The sequence below is a fragment of the Clostridium sp. genome (assembly GCF_018372875.1).
GTDB lineage: Bacteria > Bacillota > Clostridia > Clostridiales > Clostridiaceae > Clostridium.
Genome location: NZ_JAHAIF010000015.1, coordinates 20,704 through 40,242 on the forward strand (window position 1 = coordinate 20,704; position 19,539 = coordinate 40,242).

Below are 19,539 nucleotides of genomic sequence, written 5' to 3' on the forward strand. Positions count from 1 at the left end.
GATAAAAATGAATAAAAATTCAAATATAAAAATTTCATCTTTTTTTAAATTTTTTATTCCTTCTATTATAGGTATACTACTTTTTATGATACCTATAAATATAGGTGGTGAAGTTACTATACCGGTAGCATTTCTTTCTAACTATACAGTTAATTTACTAGGTGATATTCTTCCTTTAATTGCTGTATTACTTATTTTAATTTCAGCTTTAGGAAGTATTTTAGTAAAATTTATAAAACCTGAAAATAAAGTTTTAAATGAACTTTTTTCAGTTTCACCAATCTGGCTTTTTGCTAGAATAACTGGAATGATACTTGCTATAATGTCATATTTTAAAATTGGACCTGAATTTATATGGTCTGAAAGTACTGGTTCTATGATTTTATTTGATTTACTACCAGTATTAACATCAATATTCTTATTTGCAGGTTTATTTCTTCCACTTCTACTTAATCATGGATTATTAGAATTTGTTGGTGCATTATTTACAAAAATAATGAGACCTATATTTAAATTACCTGGAAGATCATCCATAGACTGTATTACTTCATGGTTAGGAGATGGAACAATAGGAATCCTTTTAACAAGTAAGCAGTACGAAGAAGGATTTTATACCAAAAAGGAAGCAGCAATAATAGGTACTTCTTTTTCTGCAGTATCTATAACTTTTAGCTTAATGGTTATATCTCAAGTTGGACTATCTCACATGTTTGTTCCTTTTTACATAACAGTTACTTTAGCTGGTATTATAGCGGCAATTATTATATCTAGAATACCTCCTCTTTCAAGGAAACCAGATACATATATCGATGGAAGTTCCAAAAAAGGAGATATTGATTTAATTCCAGATGGATACACTACTTTCTCATGGGGATTACATAATGCATTAAACAAAGCTGAAAAAAATTCTAGTATCAAAAATATTTTATTAGATGGATTCAAAAATGTTTTAGATATGTGGATAGGTGTTTTACCTGTTGTTATGGCTATGGGTGGAATAGCAGTTATAATTGCTGAATATACAACCTTTTTCCAACTACTGGGAATGCCTTTTATTCCTCTTTTAGAATTATTAAGAATTCCTGAAGCCGTACAGGCTTCTCAAACATTAGTTGTTGGATTTGCTGATATGTTTATTCCTTCAGTATTAGCCTCTTCAATAGAAAGTGAAATAACTAGATTTATAATAGCTGCAACATCAGTAACTCAGCTAATATATATGTCAGAGGTAGGGGGCTTATTATTAGGTTCAAAGATACCTGTTAACTTAAAAGACTTAATAATAATCTTTATTCAAAGAACTTTAGTTACTCTACCTATTATTACATTAATAGCAAACATAATCTTTTAAATAGAAATAAGCCAAGTAAAACTTGGCTTATTCTAATATCTATAAGTAAATAAAACTCTAATTCTATTAACCCATACTTTATAACTTTAACAATCTAAATCTATTGTATGCACACATAATTTCCTGACGTCTTGGCTTTGATAGTCTTCCGTTTCCACCAGACATATTACTTACTTTTATTAGTCCATTCTTATCTATATAATTCATAATATTATCTACTACTTCTCTAAGGGTTAGCTTATTATCTATAATATTATCTTCAGCCCACTTGATTATCTCTCCTATTGCATATACCTGCTCACTATCTACTAATTGTTCTACTAACTTAAGATCTATATTTTCCTTATTAATACTTAGCCCATCAATTCCAAGCCCTTTAACTTTTACTCCCTTAGGTCCCCTTTCAATGCTTCCCTTTCTTACTACCCTATTAAAATCAATATTTATTTCAATGTTATTATTTTTTATTCTCTCTAGAATTTTACCACTACTTAGTTCCTTAGCTTCATTTGTAACAACCTTAGGCTCATAAGCTTCCATTTGTATAACATTATCTGCTATATCAAAATAATCTCCTGAGCTACCTACTACAATTATAGTTGATAACTCTATTTGTTCATATAATGCTTTAGCTACTTCAATAAAAGGAGTTATTGGCTCACTTTCTTTTGCTACTAATTTCTGCATTATATCATCTCTAATCATAAAATTAGTTGCTGATGTATCTTCATCAATTAAAATTAGTCTTGATCCAGACTCTATACTCTCAATAATATTAGCTGCTTGTGATGTACTTCCACTTGCATTATCACTTACAAAGTTCTTTGTATCCTTTTTATTAGGTAAATTATTTATAAATAACGATATGTCATCCTTATGAATAACCCTTCCATCTTCTGCTCTTACTTTCATTGCAGAATCATTAGTTATTACAAATTCTCTTCCATCACCTTCAATATGATTATATACACCTAACTCTAATGCCTTTAATAAAGTAGATTTACCATGATATCCTCCACCAACAATTAAAGTTATTCCTTTAGGTATTCCCATTCCTTTTATTATCCCTGAATTAGGAGTATTAAAACTCACTTCTAATTCTTTTGGCGAAATGAACTTAATTCCATTCCTAAGGGGCATTGAAGATACCCCACTTTCTCTTGGTAATATTGAACCATTTCCTATAAAAGCAACTAACCCACAATCTTCTAAACCTTGCCTTATATATTGTTGGTCCTCAACTAATTCTACCCTTTTTCTTAAAGCATCTTTATTAATATTATTGTAGACTATTGACTCATCTATTATCTTTGGAAGATAATCATATAATATCTTTTCTAATTCTCTAGCTAATACACTCCTCCCCCTTGCAGGAAAACCAACTTCTATTCTTACTTCTACCTTATCATTATCTATTAATATAGCCGTTCTATCTAATATTTCTTGAGTACACTTACTAATAGAGATTAATCCACTTTTCCCTGAACCAAAAACCCTTGAACTATACTTATTTATATTTTTGTAGAAAACTCTAACTAAAAAGTCTTGAACTGCAACCTTTTTATTATAGTTATCAAATAAGTTATTAGGTATTTGAGAATATTTTTGACTCATTATTACTCTAACTCTAGATGGGGACGCAAATGGATCTCCTTGAACATGATCTATAGCTAATTTGTAATTATTAAATTCATATATTCCTTCAAGAGACTTGTATGCCTTATAACCTCTACCATCTATATCATAAAGCATTTTTCTTAATTCATTTAAGTTCTTCATTTATTTATCACCTTCTGCAAAATATTCATCCACCATAGCTTCTGCTAACCTTCTATACATATTGCTCATTGAAACCATAGAACATATAAATAAAAACTTTTCTTCATACTCATTAAAGTCTTCATTATCATCTACAATTTCTTTTACACTTTCTAACTGTTTATGTATATTATCCAAAAAATCTTTAAAATTAGATTTGTTTGTATCCAAATATAACTTATACAGACTTCTTAAGTCATATTCCTTATCTTCATCGTACTTTTTTACTATATTGTCAAATAAGTCTTTAATATCACTTATTGATAGAGAACCCTTTAAATCATATATCATGCTCATCAATAATAAATGTTCTTTAGAATACTTTTTATTTTTTATGCTCATTAATAACTTTGCTTTAGCATAATTATTAATCATTGTTTTAGTTAATACCTTATCACTATCCTTTCTTTTAGAGCTAGATAGCTTTTGTTCAAATATTTGAATTACCTGATCCATATATAAATCTATTTCTGGTATATCTTTCTCTTCTACTCTTTCAGTTAAAGATAACTTCTTTATTATTTCGTCAATCCTTGTTTCGTTCATATAAAATCTCCTTAAACTAGTTTTAAAAACTACTTATTGTTATATTTTAATTTTAATAGTAAATAAGAGATATTTCAAGAAAATGGTACACCTTATTATTTAGAACAGCTATGAAACTTTTTTATTAGATTTGACTATAATATATCTATATATAATAATTTAAATATAATTTCAAGTAGTTATTAAAACTACTTGACTTAGATCGGAGGATTTTATGGATAAATATCTTAGAGAACCAATTAATGGATTGACTCACCTTATAGGAGCTATACTTTCATTAATAGGTCTAATACTTATGATAATAAAAATATCTTTAGATAATGGAACATTACTTGAATATACTGTTGCAATTATATTTGGATTAAGTATGGTACTTCTATATTCCGCTTCCGCAACTTATCACTCTGTTATATCTAGTGACAAAGTAATAAAAACATTAAAACGATTGGATCACTCAATGATATTTATACTTATAGCTGGTTCCTATGCACCCCCCTGTCTGTTGGCATTACACAATAAAACTGGGTATATTCTTTTTGGAATTGTAGCTGCTACAGGTATCTTAGGTATAGTTTTTAAAATGATTTGGATTACTTGCCCTAAGTGGATTAGTAGTGTTATGTATATAACCATTGGTTGGTTTGCTATATTTGCAATTTATCCTTTATCAAAAGCCCTTAATCCTATAGCTATATTTTTACTAATTTTAGGTGGAGTTCTATATACTATAGGTGGAGTTATCTATGCTATTAAGTCTGATAAAATAAAAATTGGTGCTTTTGGTGGACATGAAATATTCCATATTTTCATAATGCTTGGTTCCCTATGCCATTTCATATGTTTCTTTAAATATATATTGTAATAAAGCCTACTCTTCATTAATTAGGATAACTTCCAAATTAATGAATTAATAAAAGAAAGCATTTGGCTTCCTCCATTGCCAACTTGCTTTCTATTTTTACATTATTAAATCTTCATATTTTCCATTAATTAAATTTAATATATCATCTGGATTTGCTTCAATTTGCATTCCTATCTTTCCACCACTGAAAATAATTTTTTCTAATGCTTTAGCAGACTCATGTATAAATGTTTTATATAACTTTTTCATTCCTATAGGAGAACATCCACCTCTTATATATCCTGTATACTTGTTTATATCTTTTACGTGTATCATTTCAACATTCTTTTCACCTGCAACTTTTGCAGCTTTTTTTAAATTTAATTCCTCACTAACAGGAATTACAAATACATATAATTCTCTTGAGTTTCCTTGTGCAACTAATGTTTTAAATACCATACTTACATCTTGTGAGAGTTTGTTTGCAACAGATACTCCATCAATATGACCATCGCCTGCTTCGTATGTATATGTATTATATTTTATTTTTGATTTATCTAAAATTCTCATTGCATTTGTTTTTTGCATATCTCTACTCCTCACAATTAATCTTATTTATTATTATACTCCTAATAATTTTCATTTAAAATGCTCTAAGTTCTCGTTTTTTTACCTTATAGTAAAAATTTACTTATATTAAAAACTCTGCTTGTCGATTAAAGCGTTATTCTATGTTATAATAACTGAATGAAAGAATAAATGAAATGAGGTAGAAACTATTGATAACAGTATCTAATGTTAGCTTAAGATATGGCGGTAGAAAATTATTTGAAGATGTTAACTTAAAATTCACTCCAGGTAACTGCTATGGTGTTATAGGTGCAAATGGTGCAGGTAAATCTACATTCCTTAAGATTTTATCTGGTGACGTTGAACCAAATACAGGAGAAGTTATCTTGGCTCCAAATACAAGAATGTCTGTATTAAAGCAAGAGCACAACCTGTACGATAATTATCAAGTTTTAGAAACTGTAATTATGGGTAATGAAAGACTTTACCAAATTATGAAGGAAAAAGATGAATTATATGCAAAGCCAGATTTCAGTGATGAAGATGGTATAAGAGCTTCTGAATTAGAAGGTGAATTTGCAGACTTAAATGGATGGGAAGCAGAATCTGAAGCTTCATCCCTACTTCAAGGTTTAGGAATTGGAACTGAATCTCACTACAAAATGGTTTCAGAATTAACAGGTGCTGAAAAAGTTAAAGTTCTTTTAGCTCAAGCTTTATTTGGTAATCCTGGTGTTCTAGTTCTAGACGAACCTACAAACCACTTAGACCTTAAAGCTGTAAATTGGTTAGAAGATTTCTTATCAAAATTTGAAGGTACTGTTATAGTAGTATCCCATGATAGACACTTTTTAAATACAGTTTGTACACATATGGCCGATGTTGACTTTGGTAAAATTAAGTTATTTGTTGGTAACTACGACTTCTGGTATGAATCAAGTCAATTAGCTTTACAAATGGCTAAAGATCAAAATAAGAAGAAAGAAGAAAAAATTAAAGAACTTCAAGACTTTATTGCAAGATTTAGTGCTAATGCATCTAAGTCAAAGCAAGCTACATCTCGTAAAAAGTTATTAGATAAGATTACTTTAGATGATATTCAACCATCTAGCAGAAGATATCCATTCGTTGGATTTAAACCAGAAAGAGAAGTTGGTAATGATATATTAACAGTAAAAGACTTATCTAAAACTATTGACGGAGTTAAGGTTTTAGACAATGTAAACTTTATGGTTAACAAAGGTGATAAAATTGCTTTAATAGGTAATGAAATAGCTGTTACTACACTATTTAAAATATTAGCTGGAGAAATAGAAGCAGATAGTGGAGAATTTAAATGGGGAATTACTATAACTAAAGCATACTTCCCTAAAGATAATTCTCAATACTTCAATGATTGCCACTTATCTTTAGTTGATTGGTTAAGACAATACTCTGATGAGAAGGCAGAAAGTTATATAAGAGGATTCTTAGGAAGAATGTTATTCTCTGGTGAAGAAGCATTAAAAGAAGCTTCTGTTTTATCAGGAGGAGAAAAGGTTAGATGTATGCTATCTAGAATGATGCTTTCTAATGCAAATGTATTAATGCTAGATCAACCTACAAACCACTTAGACCTTGAATCAATTACAGCTGTAAATAATGGACTAAAAGACTTCAATAGTAATATACTATTTGCTTCACATGACCACCAATTCGTTCAAACAATAGCAAATAGAATTATTGATATTAAGGATGATGGTTCTATAGTTGATAGAACTATGACATTTGATGAATACTTAGAATTTTCTAATGCAATAAACTAATAAAAATAGGTTTCGTATTTTACGAAACCTATTTTTATTTGCTTCTCACTAATTCATTTCAAAACCGCATTTTCCCTATAACTTCTTAACTTCTTAAAAATATATAAATATATATTTTTAATCTTTAATTTAGAAATTCTGCTTTAACTAATAATAGCTGTACTAAACTTCGTACAGCTATTATTATTATTCTACATTGAATCCCGAGTCTTCTATACAATTTTTAATTTTTGATTCATTAGCTTCACCACTATAAATAACTTCCACAGTGCCTCTTGCCATATCAACACAAACGTTTTGAACCCCTTCCACTTTATCTAAAGCATTCTTAAGCTGTGTTTTACTTGTTGAATTAACTAAATTATTTACCTCATAGTGAACTCTATTAATAACTATTTCTCCTTTTCATAAGTTAAAATTAATAGTATGTTCAAGTTCACATTTTTATATTAAATAACTTCTTCTGAAGTTTCTTTTTTCTTATATTTGTAATGTAATAGTTCATGAGCCTTTCCATGACCTGGTTGTCCCATATACTCATCATACATTTTCATTAAAGCAACATTTTCATGTGACTTTCTCTTCTTAGCACTCTTATCTTGATTATAAAGAACAGACGCTCTTACCGATTTAATATCAATCTTTTCTCTTTCTAAATTATTAATATGAGGTTGTCCACCACCATTTACGCATCCACCTGGACATGTCATAACTTCAATAAAGTGATATTCTTTACTATTCATTCTTCCACTTTCAATGAATTCAAATAAGTTGGCAGAACCATTAATTACTGCAACATTATAGTTTTCTCCACCTATATTTACAGAAGCTTCTTTAATTCCATTTAATCCTCTTACTTCTGTATAATCTAAGTTTTCTAGTTCTTTCTTTTCAACAAATTCTTTTGCAGTTCTTATAGCTGCTTCCATTACTCCACCAGTAGCTCCAAATATAGCTCCTGCTCCAGTATATTCTCCCATTGCAGGATCTGCTTGACTATCTTCTAGCTTAGCAAAAGCAATCTTCTTTTCTTTTATAAGTTTAGCTAACTCTCTTGTAGTTAAAACTGCATCTATATTTCTTAATCCGTCAAATTCCATATCTTCTCTATCTGCTTCAAACTTCTTAGCTGTACATGGCATAATTGTTACTGTAAATATCTTTTCAGGAGCTATTCCGGCTATATGCGGATAGTATGTCTTACTTGCTGTACCAAAAATTTGTTGAGGTGACTTAGCAGAAGATAAATTTTCTAATAAATCTGGATAATAATTTTCCACTTGTCTTACCCAACCTGGACAACATGATGTAAACATAGGGAATGGGCCTTTTTTCTCTATTCTTTCTAAAAGTTCAGTAGCTTCTTCCATAATAGTCATATCTGCGCCAAAATTTATATCAAATATCTTATCAAATCCTAATTCTCTTAATGCTGTATATAACTTACCAGTTACATCAACTCCATAGCCCATATTAAATAATTCTCCCATTGCTGTTCTTACAGCAGGAGCCATAGCTACTATTACATGCTTTTCTGGGTCTTCTAAGGCTTCTTTTACCCTATCAATATGAGTTTTTTCTGATAATGCACCAACTGGACAAGCAGCTACACATTGACCACATAATAAACAATTTGTTTCATCAAAACATTTTTGTTCTTCTGGAGTAACTATTCTTTTACCATTAACATTTACTAGCTTAATAGAGCTTGTACCTGTTTTTTCAGTACATGCTGCTGCACATCTTCCACATAAAATACATTTTGATCTATCTATTGTTATAGATTTACTTCTAACATCAACGTACTCTTCTTTATTTTCTACAACAAAAGGAGTATTTGCTTTAGCTTTAGTTTTTATAACTAACTTTAACAATTCACAATTTTCTCTTCTAGGACAAGGACCGCACTTAAATTCATGCTTATTAAGTATTGTTGAAACTCTTGCTTTTACTCTTTCTTGAACCTTTTCTGTATCAGTTCTTACAACCATTCCATCTTCAACTTTTGTTAAACAAGCTAAAGCTAAATTATTTTTCCCTTCTATTTCAACTGCGCATACACCACATTTACCAACATTACCGCATTCCTTTAAGTAGCATAAAGTAGGTATGTCAATTCCATTTTCTCTTGCAACTTCTAATACTGTTTTACCTTCCGTTGCTTTACACACCTTATCATTGATTATGATATTCTCCATCCTGTACCTCCATAAATTTCTTCTTATAAATCAAAATTCTATTTTCTTCCTCTAGTTTATCATATAAATTTAAAAAAACTCTAATTTTCAGATAATTCGTTAAATTTTTATCAAACTGTTTGTCACCTTTATTTTAACGCTAAAAAAGAATTAGTTCAATGTGAATTAAAGCCAATGTTGTTCAAGTATACTTTTCATAAGAATATAATTAAATTTTTATAAATAACTTCATCTTTCTTTTCTTAATAGAATTATAAATTTTGTTTACAATAAATTTATGTGGTAAACTTTAATTTATAATAGAATTTTTTAATAGTTGCATGAGGTAATGTATGATAAAAATTTATGATAGAAAAAAAGACTCTTATGAGATAGAAAAAGTAGCTGGATCAAAATATATAAAATGGTGTTATGAATCACCTATTGGCAAAAGCCTTACAGAATTACTAATCAAAAAGAAACTAGTATCAAAGGTATACGGAAAATACTGTGATACAAAACTTAGTAAAAGGAAAATCCCTAAATTTATAAAAGACTTTGATATAGACATTGATATAGCTATTAAAAAAACTAATGATTTTTCATCATTTAATGACTTCTTCATTAGAGAACTTAATAACAATTCAAGACCTATAGATATGAATTCAAATATTTTAGTGTCCCCAGGAGATGGAAGACTTTTTGCTTATGAAAATATCTCTATGAATAAGCTTGTACAAGTAAAAGGAATTACTTATAGTCTATCTGAATTAATAGGAGATAGTAAAGTAGCCTACCAATATGAAGGTGGCACTTGTTTGGTATTAAGACTTTGTCCTACAGATTACCATAGATTTCATTTTATTGATAATGGTATACCTAAAGAAAGTCACTTTATCGATGGCTCTTACTATTCTGTAAATCCTACAGCTTTAGAAAGAATTCCAAAGTTATACTGCCAAAATAAAAGAGAATGGTCAATTTTTGAATCCGAAAATTTTGGAGATATTATTCATATAGAAGTTGGGGCAACTTGTGTTGGCACAATAATTCAAACTTATGAACCTGGTAAAAAAGTCCTTAAAGGTGATGAAAAAGGATATTTTAAGTTTGGTGGTTCAACAACAATACTATTCTTCAAAAAGGATATGATTGAAATTGATGAAGATATACTTGCTCAAACTGACTTTGGTTTTGAATGCAAAGTTCAATTAGGTGAAAAAATAGGACATAAAAAGAAGACAGATTAAACTGTCTTCTTTTTTATCAAATCTATTAATACCTTCTTAAATATATCTATATTTTTATCTAAAATAACTATGTTAATATTCATTTCTTTTGCTCTATCCATTACAGTCTTCTTTACGGGCTGCTTTGTAGCAACCAATATCTTTATAGCATTTCTTCCCCCTAATCTTTCACTATAAACCTGTAGTTCATTTAAGGCATCTTCATCATACTTATCACTATCTTTACATGATATACATATTAAAACAGAATCTCTTATAGCTACAACATCTAATTCATTACGTACTCTCTTTAAATCATCTCCCCAATAAAATATTAAACCACTTTTTACTTCATCAATATCTTTAATACTTTGAACTACTAGTGTTGTTACTACCTCTAGCCAAGTACCACTCTTAAATATAAATCCCTTTAAATAATCATTTTTAAATACTACTTCAATATTATCCTTATCTTCTATAAACTCAATTTCATTCTTTTCTTTTAAATAATTTAATATGCTATGAATTAATTTTAACTCTTCAGCTTCTACAAGACACTTATTTATATTTATCTTAGAAGTATCCTTGTAATCATGTTTAAAAATATTATTGTCATATAACTTCTGCTTATATCTATGCCATATATCCAAATTACTTAGTATTGCTTTCGTAAATTCTTGAATATCACTTTTTTCTGCCAAACTAGTAGAATCTAATGTTATATTAGCTCCAGAAAGATGTATTGCATCAGATATACTTATATCTTCTAAAGGTTGCTCTATTATTCTATACCCCTTATCAAAAATATATCTTCTCTTTTTCAATAAATCTACATAAACACACTGTAAATTTAATTCAATTGCTATTTTTAACATTATTAAAGATGTTATTCTATTACCACTAGTAAGATTAATTATTATCTCTTTTTCCTTGTATTTTGAAATTATATTTTTAAGATTATCATAATTATCTTCATCTATTAACTCATCAATTACTTCTATCTTATTTAAATCTAGATACAATTGTTTAAATTTATCTAACTTCTTTTTTTCTTTATTTCTATATAACATTACTACAGATTTTATTTTATATTTTTGAGCTAATAAAATTCCAACTTCATTATGTTCATCTAATTGGTTAATAAGTAAATTAAATTTCATCAAACTATCATCCTTATAATTATTCTCCATTTTAATTTAACCAGTTAACTACTTTTTAATCCATATATTAGATTTATAATTTTATCTTTAATTTATAGCTAATTAAAACTTTATATTTTCCCCTATACAAAAAAAGAGAGTCCTAAAAAAGACTCTCTTAATGGCAGGGCGTACAGGAATCGAACCCATAATCTACCGTCCGTAGCGGTATGTTATATCCGTTTAACTAACACCCCACATAATATAAATAACAGAATTATATTATCATAAAGGTTGAAATATATCAAGACTAATTAATGACAATTATTTAAAGGTATATATCTGAAAACTCTATTTCTAGCATTTCTACTTTATCTCTTTTAAATAAATCTTTATAATCATTTTTTCCATCTACTAATGTTATAGGTAAAGATACAGTAAATTTCGATCCCTTTCCTTCAATACTTTCTAACTTTACTTCTCCATTATGAGATTTAGTTAGATAGTTTACTAAATCTAATCCAATTCCACTTCCTTTATACTCACTTTCCTTATTTAATGTTGATTGCTTAAATCTATTAAATATAAGTCCTTGTTCAATTTTAGGTATTCCTGGACCATGATCTTCTACTGATATATTTACTGTATTATTATTCTTTATAATATTAACTAATATATCAGAATCACTTGGTGCAAACTTTATAGCATTGGATAATAAATTCATAACTATTCTATCTATTGCATTAGGGTCTGCTGCTACTATACACTCTTCCACATTAGTATCAAATACCATTTGTATATTTTTACATTGTGAATACTTTTCTATAGAATCAACTATATTCTCTACAACACATACTATATCTATATTCTTTTTATTTAATTCATAATATTGATTCTCTAATTTTGTAGTATCTATTAAGTTATCAATTAATTTAATTATCTTTAGGCTATTTCTTTTTATCATTTCATTATATTCTTCTTTTTTATCTTCAGTTTTAGTATATTTAAAACATTGAAGTATACTTAATATTACATTTATAGGACTCCTTAAATCATGTGATATATTTAATAAAAAATCTTCTTGTAATTTAATTTTTCCATTAAGCTCATTAATTTTTTCTAACAACTCTTCTTTGGTCATATTATTTATAGAAATATTCTCTGTCATATTAATCCCCTTCATTATACAATTAAATTATATCTCATATTTTTTCCATATATTTGAAATTACATATACATATTATCACATTCAATTCATTAAGACAATTAATTTTTGTAAAAAAAAGGAAATGCACATTGTAAAAAAGGGTGTAGCAGATATTTATTTTGCTTGTTTAGTCGCAAGCTCCAAGTCACATTAAAACAAATATCCACCCCACCCGTACTAAAAGTAAGGAAATTATAAAATTACTATCCTTTATTTTATATTTTTTAATATAAAAATGTAATAATACCTTTGATTTATAGCTAATTGAAATTTTATACTTTTCTAGATAGTAAAAATAGAGGGATTTCTCCCTCTAAACTAATTTATATTGAATTTTGTACTACTACCTTCTGCAGATACATTTATTTCTAATTGAGCTTCTATTCTTTCTTTTAATTCTGGTACATGCGATATTATTCCTACCAGTCTTCCACTTCTTTGTAGCTCTAATAATGTGTTTATTGCATTTTCTAAGGATTCAGGATCTAATGTTCCAAAACCTTCATCTATAAACATAGTATCTAATGATATTCCCCCTGCATTAGCTTGAACTACATCAGATAAACCTAATGCTAATGATAATGAAGCCTTAAAGCTTTCACCTCCAGATAGAGTTTTAACATGTCGGCTTTTGCCTGTATAATTATCATATACCTCTAACTCTAACCCTTGCTGCGATGTTCCCTTTCCTTTATCTTCTTTTCTTTTTAATATAAATCTATCGTTAGTCATTTTTGATAATCTTATATTAGCAGAATCTATTATTTCTTGGAAATATGATGCTAAAACAAACCTTTCAAATGTAATATATGGACTCTTTTTACCATTTGCTAGATTTGATAATTCACCTATTACTTTGTATTCTTCTTCTTTATATGAAATTAATTTTTCTATAGCCTTTATTTCTTTTAATATTGCTGAATTATTATTAATTAGCGAATAAACTTCTTTTATGTTTTGATCTACTTCTTTTAAATTAACCTGTTTGCTATTTATCTCCAAATCTAATTCTTCTAAATTCACAAAATTAAAGTTCTCTGTCTTTTTTATTAAATCTTTCTCTCTATCCTTTAAGGATTTTATATCTTCCCTGTAAGAATTAATCTCTAAAGTATATGAATCTATTAGTGAAATATACTTTTTAGAATCTTCATATTCCTCATAGTTAATAAAGTTTAACTCTTTCAGCTTAATATTTATGCTAGTTTTAATATCTTTTATATCATTGTTTAACTCATCTATTGCTTTCTCTAATTCTTTTACCTTTGATTGCTCTGAAGTTAACTTATTATTAAGGCTATTTTTTAACTCTCTTGTATAATCTAAATTCTTTATTAATGTATTTAAATATTCTTCAAGGCTAACTATTTTTTTATTTAATAAGTTTAGCGACCTTAATTCTTCTGGAACTTCCTTCTCTATATTATTTAAAGTCTCTTCTTCAGCTCTTAATTCACCAAATAAATTTGTATATTCATTATTTAACTTATTTAAAGTCTCCTCTTTATCATTAAGTAACTTTTCTATGTCTAATAATCTTAATTCAAGTTTTTCCCTTTTACTTATTTCTTTTTCTAGTGATTCCCTTTGAATTTTTAACTTATTTAATTCATTACTTAACTCTATTCCTTTAATTTTTATTTCTTCAAATGAATTGTCATTAAATATCTCACTACAATTAATTTCACTAGATAACTCTTTTAACCTAGGAGTTATAGCATCACTTATTACTACATCAACTGATTGCTTCACCTTGGCCATTTCCATTAGAATCTTATTATATTCATCTTGTTTTTTCTCATATATATTTTTAATACTCTTTAATTCTTCTTCTGTAGGTATATTATCCATCCTTTTTGCTGGACTAGGATGTTCTAAAGATCCACATACAGGACAAGGAGTATCTTTCTTTAAGTTAAGAGCTAATATTCCTGCCTGTTCCTTCATGTATATTTCTTCTTTTCTTTCGTACTCTTCTTTTTGGTTCTTATAAGAAACTTCAATTCCTTCAAATGTTACTGCGATTTCCCTATGTTTCTTTTTTTCTTCATAAAATCTAGCTATATTTTTATAAACTTCTCTAACCTTAATAATTAATTCATTCTTTTCCTTCTCAATCCCCTCTAACTTAATTCTATCTTTTTCTAACTCATTAATAGCTTTTAATCTCTCAGTAACTTCTTCCTTTTCTTTTTTTAACTCTTTTATTAATCTATTTTCCTCTTCCGATTTCAGCTTATTTAAATCTATACTTCTGTTAAGTATCTTTATCTTACTTTTTTTATCTTCAATACTTTTAACCTTTGATTCCTTTTCCTTAAGGACACTTATCTCTTCTCTTATTTTAGTTCGTTCTTCTTCTTTTTCTTCTTGAGCTTTTAAGTTTTCCTCAGCCTTACTTAATTCATCTTTTACTCTATTTAAAATATTTTTACTATGTTCTACCTCTTCTTCTTTCTGCTTTTTGCTTCTTTCCCTAGAAGATAAATTATCTTCTACATATATTATTTCTTTAGCATTAATAGCTCTTTTTAAAATAACTTCTTTTTTATCTATTTCATTCTTTCTCAAAAGCATATCATTAATTTTTTCAGATATACTTTCTTTTTCTTTCAACAAGTCATTAGTGTTTTTTGATTTTATCCTTCTTTCCTGTAAAACTAATATTTCCTTGGAAATATCGTTATACCTTTTTTCTAATTCTTTATATGATGAAGCATCCTGTTCTAATATTAAATCTATCTTATTTATTAAATAATCAAATTCTATAAAATCATCAATATTTATAGCTTCTTTACTTTTTATATTTTTAACATTCGTTCTAACTCTATCTTGTGACTTTTCTAACTCTTTTCTTAATGTGCTAGCCTTATCATTTAATATTGATTGTATCTTTTCATAAGTATATGTGCTAAATATTTTTCTAAATATACCTTCACGCTCTTTTGAGTCCGCAAGTAATAGCCTTTTAAACTCTCCTTGAGGCAACATAACAATTTGCTTGAATTGTTCTTTATTTATTCCCATTAAAGCATTTATTTCATTTGTTACATTCATGGCACCAGTCTTTACTTTACCATCAGGTAACACTAATTCAGCTTCTGCAGAATGATTAGTAAATCCCTCTCCCTTTACCTTAGGTTTTAGCTGTTGAGGAACTCTTCTTATATGATACACTTCACCTCTAAGTTCAAAGTCTAGTTCTACATATGTTAATTTATCTTTTTGTGCAAAATCACTTCTTAAAGAGTCATTCTCTCTACTACTCCCACTTGCCTCTCCAAATAATGCGTAACTAATTGCATCAAAAATAGTTGTTTTTCCTGCACCAGTAGGACCAGTAATTAAAAATATATTCTTCCCGTTCAAAATTTCAAAGTCTATTACTTCCTCACTTGCATAAGGACCAAATGCAGACATTATTAACTTTATTGGTTTCAATTACTTCCCCTCCTCTCTAAAAACTTCATTTATTACATTTCTTATTACTTCCTTCTTCTCTTCTGTAAATTCACCAGAACCTAGTCTATCATAATATTCTTCAAATAATTCTAATTCACTTTTACTTTTATATCCTTTTGATGCAGCTGTAAGGCTTGTTCCTATATTCTTCTTTTCTTCTCTCTTAAGAATCATTATGTTAGGATAAGCACTCCTTAACTTTCCTATAGGGTCTATTATCTCCCTTTCATCTGTTAGTATTGCTTGAATATAATCTTCTCTATTAGAACAATCTTCTAACCCTGCTTTTATTAATTCATCTAATGGCCCCTTTATAATTCTCATATTTCTTTTTGGGCTTAACTCTTCTTGCCTTATGTTAATATTCTTATTTCCATCAATCTCAATAATAACTACACCTTTTTTATGATTAATTTCTGAAAATGAATATTTCATTAATGACCCTGAATATCTTATTTCTTCTCTTCCAACTTTTTGTCTACCATGTAAATGCCCTAAAGCTACATAATCAAAACAATCAAAATTATCACTATCAATTAAATCTGTTCCTCCAATTGATAAAGGTCTTTCAGAATCTGATACCTCTAACTCAGCTAACTCATATAGATTCTCTACATCTTTATCCATGGCATCCTTCCTCTTATATGTTACATACCCATGTGTAACTACTATATTTCTCTCACCTTCATTTAAGCTTGGCTTAATCCTATTAATTAATTCTTTCATTGCATCATTATGGTTTCTTATTTCAGGGTTATTAAACTTTCTTCTTAATATTGCTGGATCAACATAAGGAATCATATAAAAGTTAACACTACCTTCCTCATCATCTATCCTTATACTTTTTATTTCATCTTCAATTATTCCTTGTATATATAGACCTTCTTTTTCTAATATTTTGCTACCAAAAGATACCCTCTCTCCACTATCGTGATTTCCAGATATAGCTACAATCTTAACCTTATTATCTATCAATATTTTACTAAAAACTTCATTTAATAAATCAACTGCTTCTACTGGTGGAATAGATCTATCATAAATATCACCAGCAATAATAAGAACATCTGGTTTTTCAAAATTTATTAATTTAATAAGCTCATTTAAAATATATCTTTGATCATCTATCATCGAAAACTCATTTACTATTTTTCCTATGTGCCAATCACCAGTATGAATTATTTTCATTTTAACCCCTCCAAAATTTATTCTTAACTTAATTATAAAATATAAAAAGGTGGCATAGCCACCTCTTTATTGAATATTCATATTTTCATCAATTTCACTTCTCATATTTCTTAATACTATAAAAGAATAAAGGAAGGTTCCAAGTACCCTTACAGAATCCAAATATACATTAGGAACAATTATATTTAAAATAAGTATTAATATTGCTGGTAAAGTAGCTGCATATATAGCTAAAGAAAATAATTGAGAAAATCTTAACCCTAATTTAAATATAAAATTCGTTAATAATAACATTATACCTATTATTAATGCATCCATAATTAACGTCATAAATGTTTCAAGTATCGTAATTATAGGTATAATTACATAAATAAATTTACTACTTAATCTTAGGGTTTCTACAATATTATCATTAGTAATAATCATACCACCTAAAAAGTCACTATATTTTGCTTGAGAAAATCCTAGCATTACTTCTGAATTTGTAACAATACCATCCTTTAATATAAGTATGTACGAATCTAAATGAACCGTTATATTTTTTAATTCCTCAGATTGACTAATATCCTTGTTCTCATCTAAATAAATTAATGTACTTCCATTTTCTATTTTTAGTGGTGAAGTAACTAAATCTAAAGTTCCATTTTCTATCTTAAACTTATATTTATCATCTTCTAAAGTTTGTATAGCTAAATTTATATCCTTATTTAAAGTAAATGTTGTAGTTATACCTTTTATCCCACCCAAAATAATACTTAATATTAAAGCATATAATATTGCTTTTCCAACACCTTCTCTTATATAGTTTGGAAACTCTCTTATGTTATATATAGAATTTTTAAATTTCTCAAAAAAGCTTTTATTTTTCATTATATCCTCCATAATCTCAATATTAATTATAAATACATTCTACATCTTTATTAACACTTAATTCAACTAGTATCTATATATCCTATGATTAATATTAGTGTTTTTAGTCAATGATTATTATATATTGCATTATCAAGGAGGAGTTTTATGTATAATAATAGCTCGCATTTATTTGTTAATAATAAACGTAATAAATCAAATTTTAAATTATATTTATCTATTCTACTTTTTGTATTAATTATAGCATCTGTAATTATATATGAGTTTTTTAGTTATAAATTATTAGTACGCAACTTTACTTATTATTTTGATGAAAAGAAGTTTTCTAATGCAAATAATATTGTATTAACTACAGAAAACCTTAATCCATTTAAGGCTATCTTATTAGAAAAAGACCTTTCTCAATATTTTAACAATAAATTAGATTATTTATCTGAAGCTATTTCTGATGAGGAAATATCTTTAAATGATGCTCTTGACATAACTAAAGAAATATATAGATATAACTTATCTTCTTCAGATAATACTACACTTTTTACTAATTCAGATAATGATGATTTTAATAAAGGCGTATCCCTATTTAATTCACAGCAATATGCCAAGGCATATGATTCATTTAATAAAATTAATTCTAGTGACTCTGAATATAAAAACGCTCTATCCTATATGGATAAATGTAAAACAAATATAAAATCTGACTTATTAAATCAAGTTGATTCATTATCTAGTAATCATTATTATACAAAGGCATTGGGCCTAATTGAAGATTTTAATTATATACTAGGAAATGATAATGAAATACTTGATAAAACTAATGAAATAAAAAATAGTAGAGCTAATTATCTAGCAAAACAAAATGAAGCTGCTCAAGCTGCTTCTGCATCTATTATCAACAATATATCAACTTCAAATATAAATGAATTAGTTATTGAAAGCTTGACTCCTTATTTAATTCATGTAGATTTAAATGCTCAAAAAACTTATATTTATAATGGAAAATTAAAAAATTGGAATCTAGAAAAGACTTTTACTTGCTCTACAGGTATAAAGGGAGAAGAAACTCCTCAAGGTGTTTATACTATCAAAGAAAAAGGACAATGGTTCTTCTCTGAGCAATATAACCAAGGGGGAAAATACTGGGTTCAGTTCTTAGGGGACTACTTATTCCACTCACTTCCTTATAATAAAGAAAAAACAAATATAGTAGATCATACACTAGGAACTCCTGCATCTCATGGATGCATTAGATTAAAGGATGAAGATTCTAAATGGATATATGATAATATTCCAAAGGGTACCAAGGTAATAATTAAATAAAAACTAGTTAATATTGTTTTTA

General features: G+C 27.6%; 15 protein-coding genes and 1 tRNA gene. 5 read left to right on the forward strand and 11 right to left on the reverse strand.

From position 1 onward, the window contains the following. Positions 1 to 7: 7 nt before the first annotated feature. Positions 8 to 1,351, forward strand: coding sequence for a YjiH family protein (locus tag KIB46_RS06880; protein WP_156562591.1), 1,344 nt, complete (start codon positions 8 to 10; stop codon positions 1,349 to 1,351). 78 nt (positions 1,352 to 1,429) lie between these two features. On the opposite strand, the gene KIB46_RS06885 is transcribed toward KIB46_RS06880, so the two are convergent. Both KIB46_RS06885 and KIB46_RS06890 read right to left on the reverse strand, forming a co-directional pair. After that, complete coding sequence (locus KIB46_RS06885) at positions 1,430 to 3,130, reverse strand: ABC-ATPase domain-containing protein (RefSeq protein WP_291671260.1); 1,701 nt, start codon at positions 3,128 to 3,130, stop codon at positions 1,430 to 1,432. Beyond that, positions 3,131 to 3,715, reverse strand: coding sequence for a DUF1836 domain-containing protein (locus tag KIB46_RS06890; RefSeq protein WP_291671261.1), 585 nt, complete (start codon positions 3,713 to 3,715; stop codon positions 3,131 to 3,133). It abuts the gene before it with no gap. Between the two features lie 214 nt (positions 3,716 to 3,929). Here KIB46_RS06890 and KIB46_RS06895 point away from each other — a divergent pair, with 214 nt between their 5' ends. Continuing rightward, on the forward strand, positions 3,930 to 4,577 hold the full coding sequence (locus KIB46_RS06895; protein ID WP_156562584.1) for a hemolysin III family protein: 648 nt from the start codon (positions 3,930 to 3,932) through the stop codon (positions 4,575 to 4,577). Between the two features lie 96 nt (positions 4,578 to 4,673). On the opposite strand, the gene ybaK is transcribed toward KIB46_RS06895, so the two are convergent. After that, positions 4,674 to 5,144 (reverse strand): Cys-tRNA(Pro) deacylase, encoded by a 471-nt coding sequence (gene ybaK / locus KIB46_RS06900; protein ID WP_291671262.1) that lies wholly within the window; start codon positions 5,142 to 5,144, stop codon positions 4,674 to 4,676. Positions 5,145 to 5,335: 191 nt separating this feature from the next. Between ybaK and KIB46_RS06905 the strand changes: the two genes are divergently transcribed. Further along, the gene (locus KIB46_RS06905) at positions 5,336 to 6,931 is read left to right on the forward strand and encodes an ATP-binding cassette domain-containing protein (protein ID WP_291671263.1); all 1,596 of its coding nucleotides are present in this window, start codon (positions 5,336 to 5,338) and stop codon (positions 6,929 to 6,931) included. A gap of 186 nt (positions 6,932 to 7,117) precedes the next feature. On the opposite strand, the gene KIB46_RS06910 is transcribed toward KIB46_RS06905, so the two are convergent. Both KIB46_RS06910 and KIB46_RS06915 read right to left on the reverse strand, forming a co-directional pair. Next, the gene (locus tag KIB46_RS06910) at positions 7,118 to 7,321 is read right to left on the reverse strand and encodes a heavy metal-associated domain-containing protein (RefSeq protein WP_291671277.1); all 204 of its coding nucleotides are present in this window, start codon (positions 7,319 to 7,321) and stop codon (positions 7,118 to 7,120) included. Between the two features lie 59 nt (positions 7,322 to 7,380). Further along, positions 7,381 to 9,129 (reverse strand): ferredoxin hydrogenase, encoded by a 1,749-nt coding sequence (locus KIB46_RS06915; protein ID WP_156562578.1) that lies wholly within the window; start codon positions 9,127 to 9,129, stop codon positions 7,381 to 7,383. A gap of 332 nt (positions 9,130 to 9,461) precedes the next feature. Here KIB46_RS06915 and KIB46_RS06920 point away from each other — a divergent pair, with 332 nt between their 5' ends. Next, positions 9,462 to 10,358, forward strand: a complete 897-nt coding sequence (locus KIB46_RS06920; protein ID WP_156562576.1) for a phosphatidylserine decarboxylase — start codon at positions 9,462 to 9,464, stop codon at positions 10,356 to 10,358. On the opposite strand, the gene KIB46_RS06925 is transcribed toward KIB46_RS06920, so the two are convergent. The 6 genes from KIB46_RS06925 to KIB46_RS06950 form a co-directional block, all read right to left on the reverse strand. Beyond that, positions 10,355 to 11,497: a DUF1887 family CARF protein gene (locus KIB46_RS06925; RefSeq protein ID WP_291671264.1), complete on the reverse strand. Its 1,143-nt coding sequence runs from the start codon at positions 11,495 to 11,497 to the stop codon at positions 10,355 to 10,357. The two genes, KIB46_RS06920 and KIB46_RS06925, sit on opposite strands and share 4 nt — an antisense overlap. A gap of 161 nt (positions 11,498 to 11,658) precedes the next feature. Continuing rightward, positions 11,659 to 11,733, reverse strand: a tRNA-Arg gene (locus KIB46_RS06930). A gap of 71 nt (positions 11,734 to 11,804) precedes the next feature. Next, entirely contained in the window at positions 11,805 to 12,644 is an 840-nt protein-coding gene (locus KIB46_RS06935) for a HAMP domain-containing sensor histidine kinase (RefSeq protein ID WP_291671265.1), read from the reverse strand. 357 nt (positions 12,645 to 13,001) lie between these two features. Next, positions 13,002 to 16,124 (reverse strand): AAA family ATPase, encoded by a 3,123-nt coding sequence (locus tag KIB46_RS06940; protein WP_291671266.1) that lies wholly within the window; start codon positions 16,122 to 16,124, stop codon positions 13,002 to 13,004. After that, positions 16,125 to 17,330 (reverse strand): exonuclease SbcCD subunit D, encoded by a 1,206-nt coding sequence (locus KIB46_RS06945; RefSeq protein WP_291671267.1) that lies wholly within the window; start codon positions 17,328 to 17,330, stop codon positions 16,125 to 16,127. Between the two features lie 66 nt (positions 17,331 to 17,396). Beyond that, on the reverse strand, positions 17,397 to 18,200 hold the full coding sequence (locus KIB46_RS06950) for a DUF1189 family protein (protein WP_291671268.1): 804 nt from the start codon (positions 18,198 to 18,200) through the stop codon (positions 17,397 to 17,399). 147 nt (positions 18,201 to 18,347) lie between these two features. Between KIB46_RS06950 and KIB46_RS06955 the strand changes: the two genes are divergently transcribed. Then, positions 18,348 to 19,517: a L,D-transpeptidase gene (locus tag KIB46_RS06955; protein ID WP_291671269.1), complete on the forward strand. Its 1,170-nt coding sequence runs from the start codon at positions 18,348 to 18,350 to the stop codon at positions 19,515 to 19,517. Positions 19,518 to 19,539: the final 22 nt, after the last annotated feature.

Excerpts from the sequence above, each read along its gene's own strand:
- KIB46_RS06880 (WP_156562591.1), top strand. The coding sequence starts at position 8 with ATGAATAAAAATTCAAATATAAAAATTTCATCTTTTTTTAAATTTTTT.
- KIB46_RS06885 (WP_291671260.1), bottom strand. The coding sequence starts at position 3,130 with ATGAAGAACTTAAATGAATTAAGAAAAATGCTTTATGATATAGATGGT.
- KIB46_RS06890 (WP_291671261.1), bottom strand. The coding sequence starts at position 3,715 with ATGAACGAAACAAGGATTGACGAAATAATAAAGAAGTTATCTTTAACT.
- KIB46_RS06895 (WP_156562584.1), top strand. The coding sequence starts at position 3,930 with ATGGATAAATATCTTAGAGAACCAATTAATGGATTGACTCACCTTATA.
- ybaK (WP_291671262.1), bottom strand. The coding sequence starts at position 5,144 with ATGCAAAAAACAAATGCAATGAGAATTTTAGATAAATCAAAAATAAAA.
- KIB46_RS06915 (WP_156562578.1), bottom strand. The coding sequence starts at position 9,129 with ATGGAGAATATCATAATCAATGATAAGGTGTGTAAAGCAACGGAAGGT.
- KIB46_RS06920 (WP_156562576.1), top strand. The coding sequence starts at position 9,462 with ATGATAAAAATTTATGATAGAAAAAAAGACTCTTATGAGATAGAAAAA.
- KIB46_RS06925 (WP_291671264.1), bottom strand. The coding sequence starts at position 11,497 with ATGAAATTTAATTTACTTATTAACCAATTAGATGAACATAATGAAGTT.
- KIB46_RS06935 (WP_291671265.1), bottom strand. The coding sequence starts at position 12,644 with ATGACAGAGAATATTTCTATAAATAATATGACCAAAGAAGAGTTGTTA.
- KIB46_RS06945 (WP_291671267.1), bottom strand. The coding sequence starts at position 17,330 with ATGAAAATAATTCATACTGGTGATTGGCACATAGGAAAAATAGTAAAT.
- KIB46_RS06950 (WP_291671268.1), bottom strand. The coding sequence starts at position 18,200 with ATGAAAAATAAAAGCTTTTTTGAGAAATTTAAAAATTCTATATATAAC.
- KIB46_RS06955 (WP_291671269.1), top strand. The coding sequence starts at position 18,348 with ATGTATAATAATAGCTCGCATTTATTTGTTAATAATAAACGTAATAAA.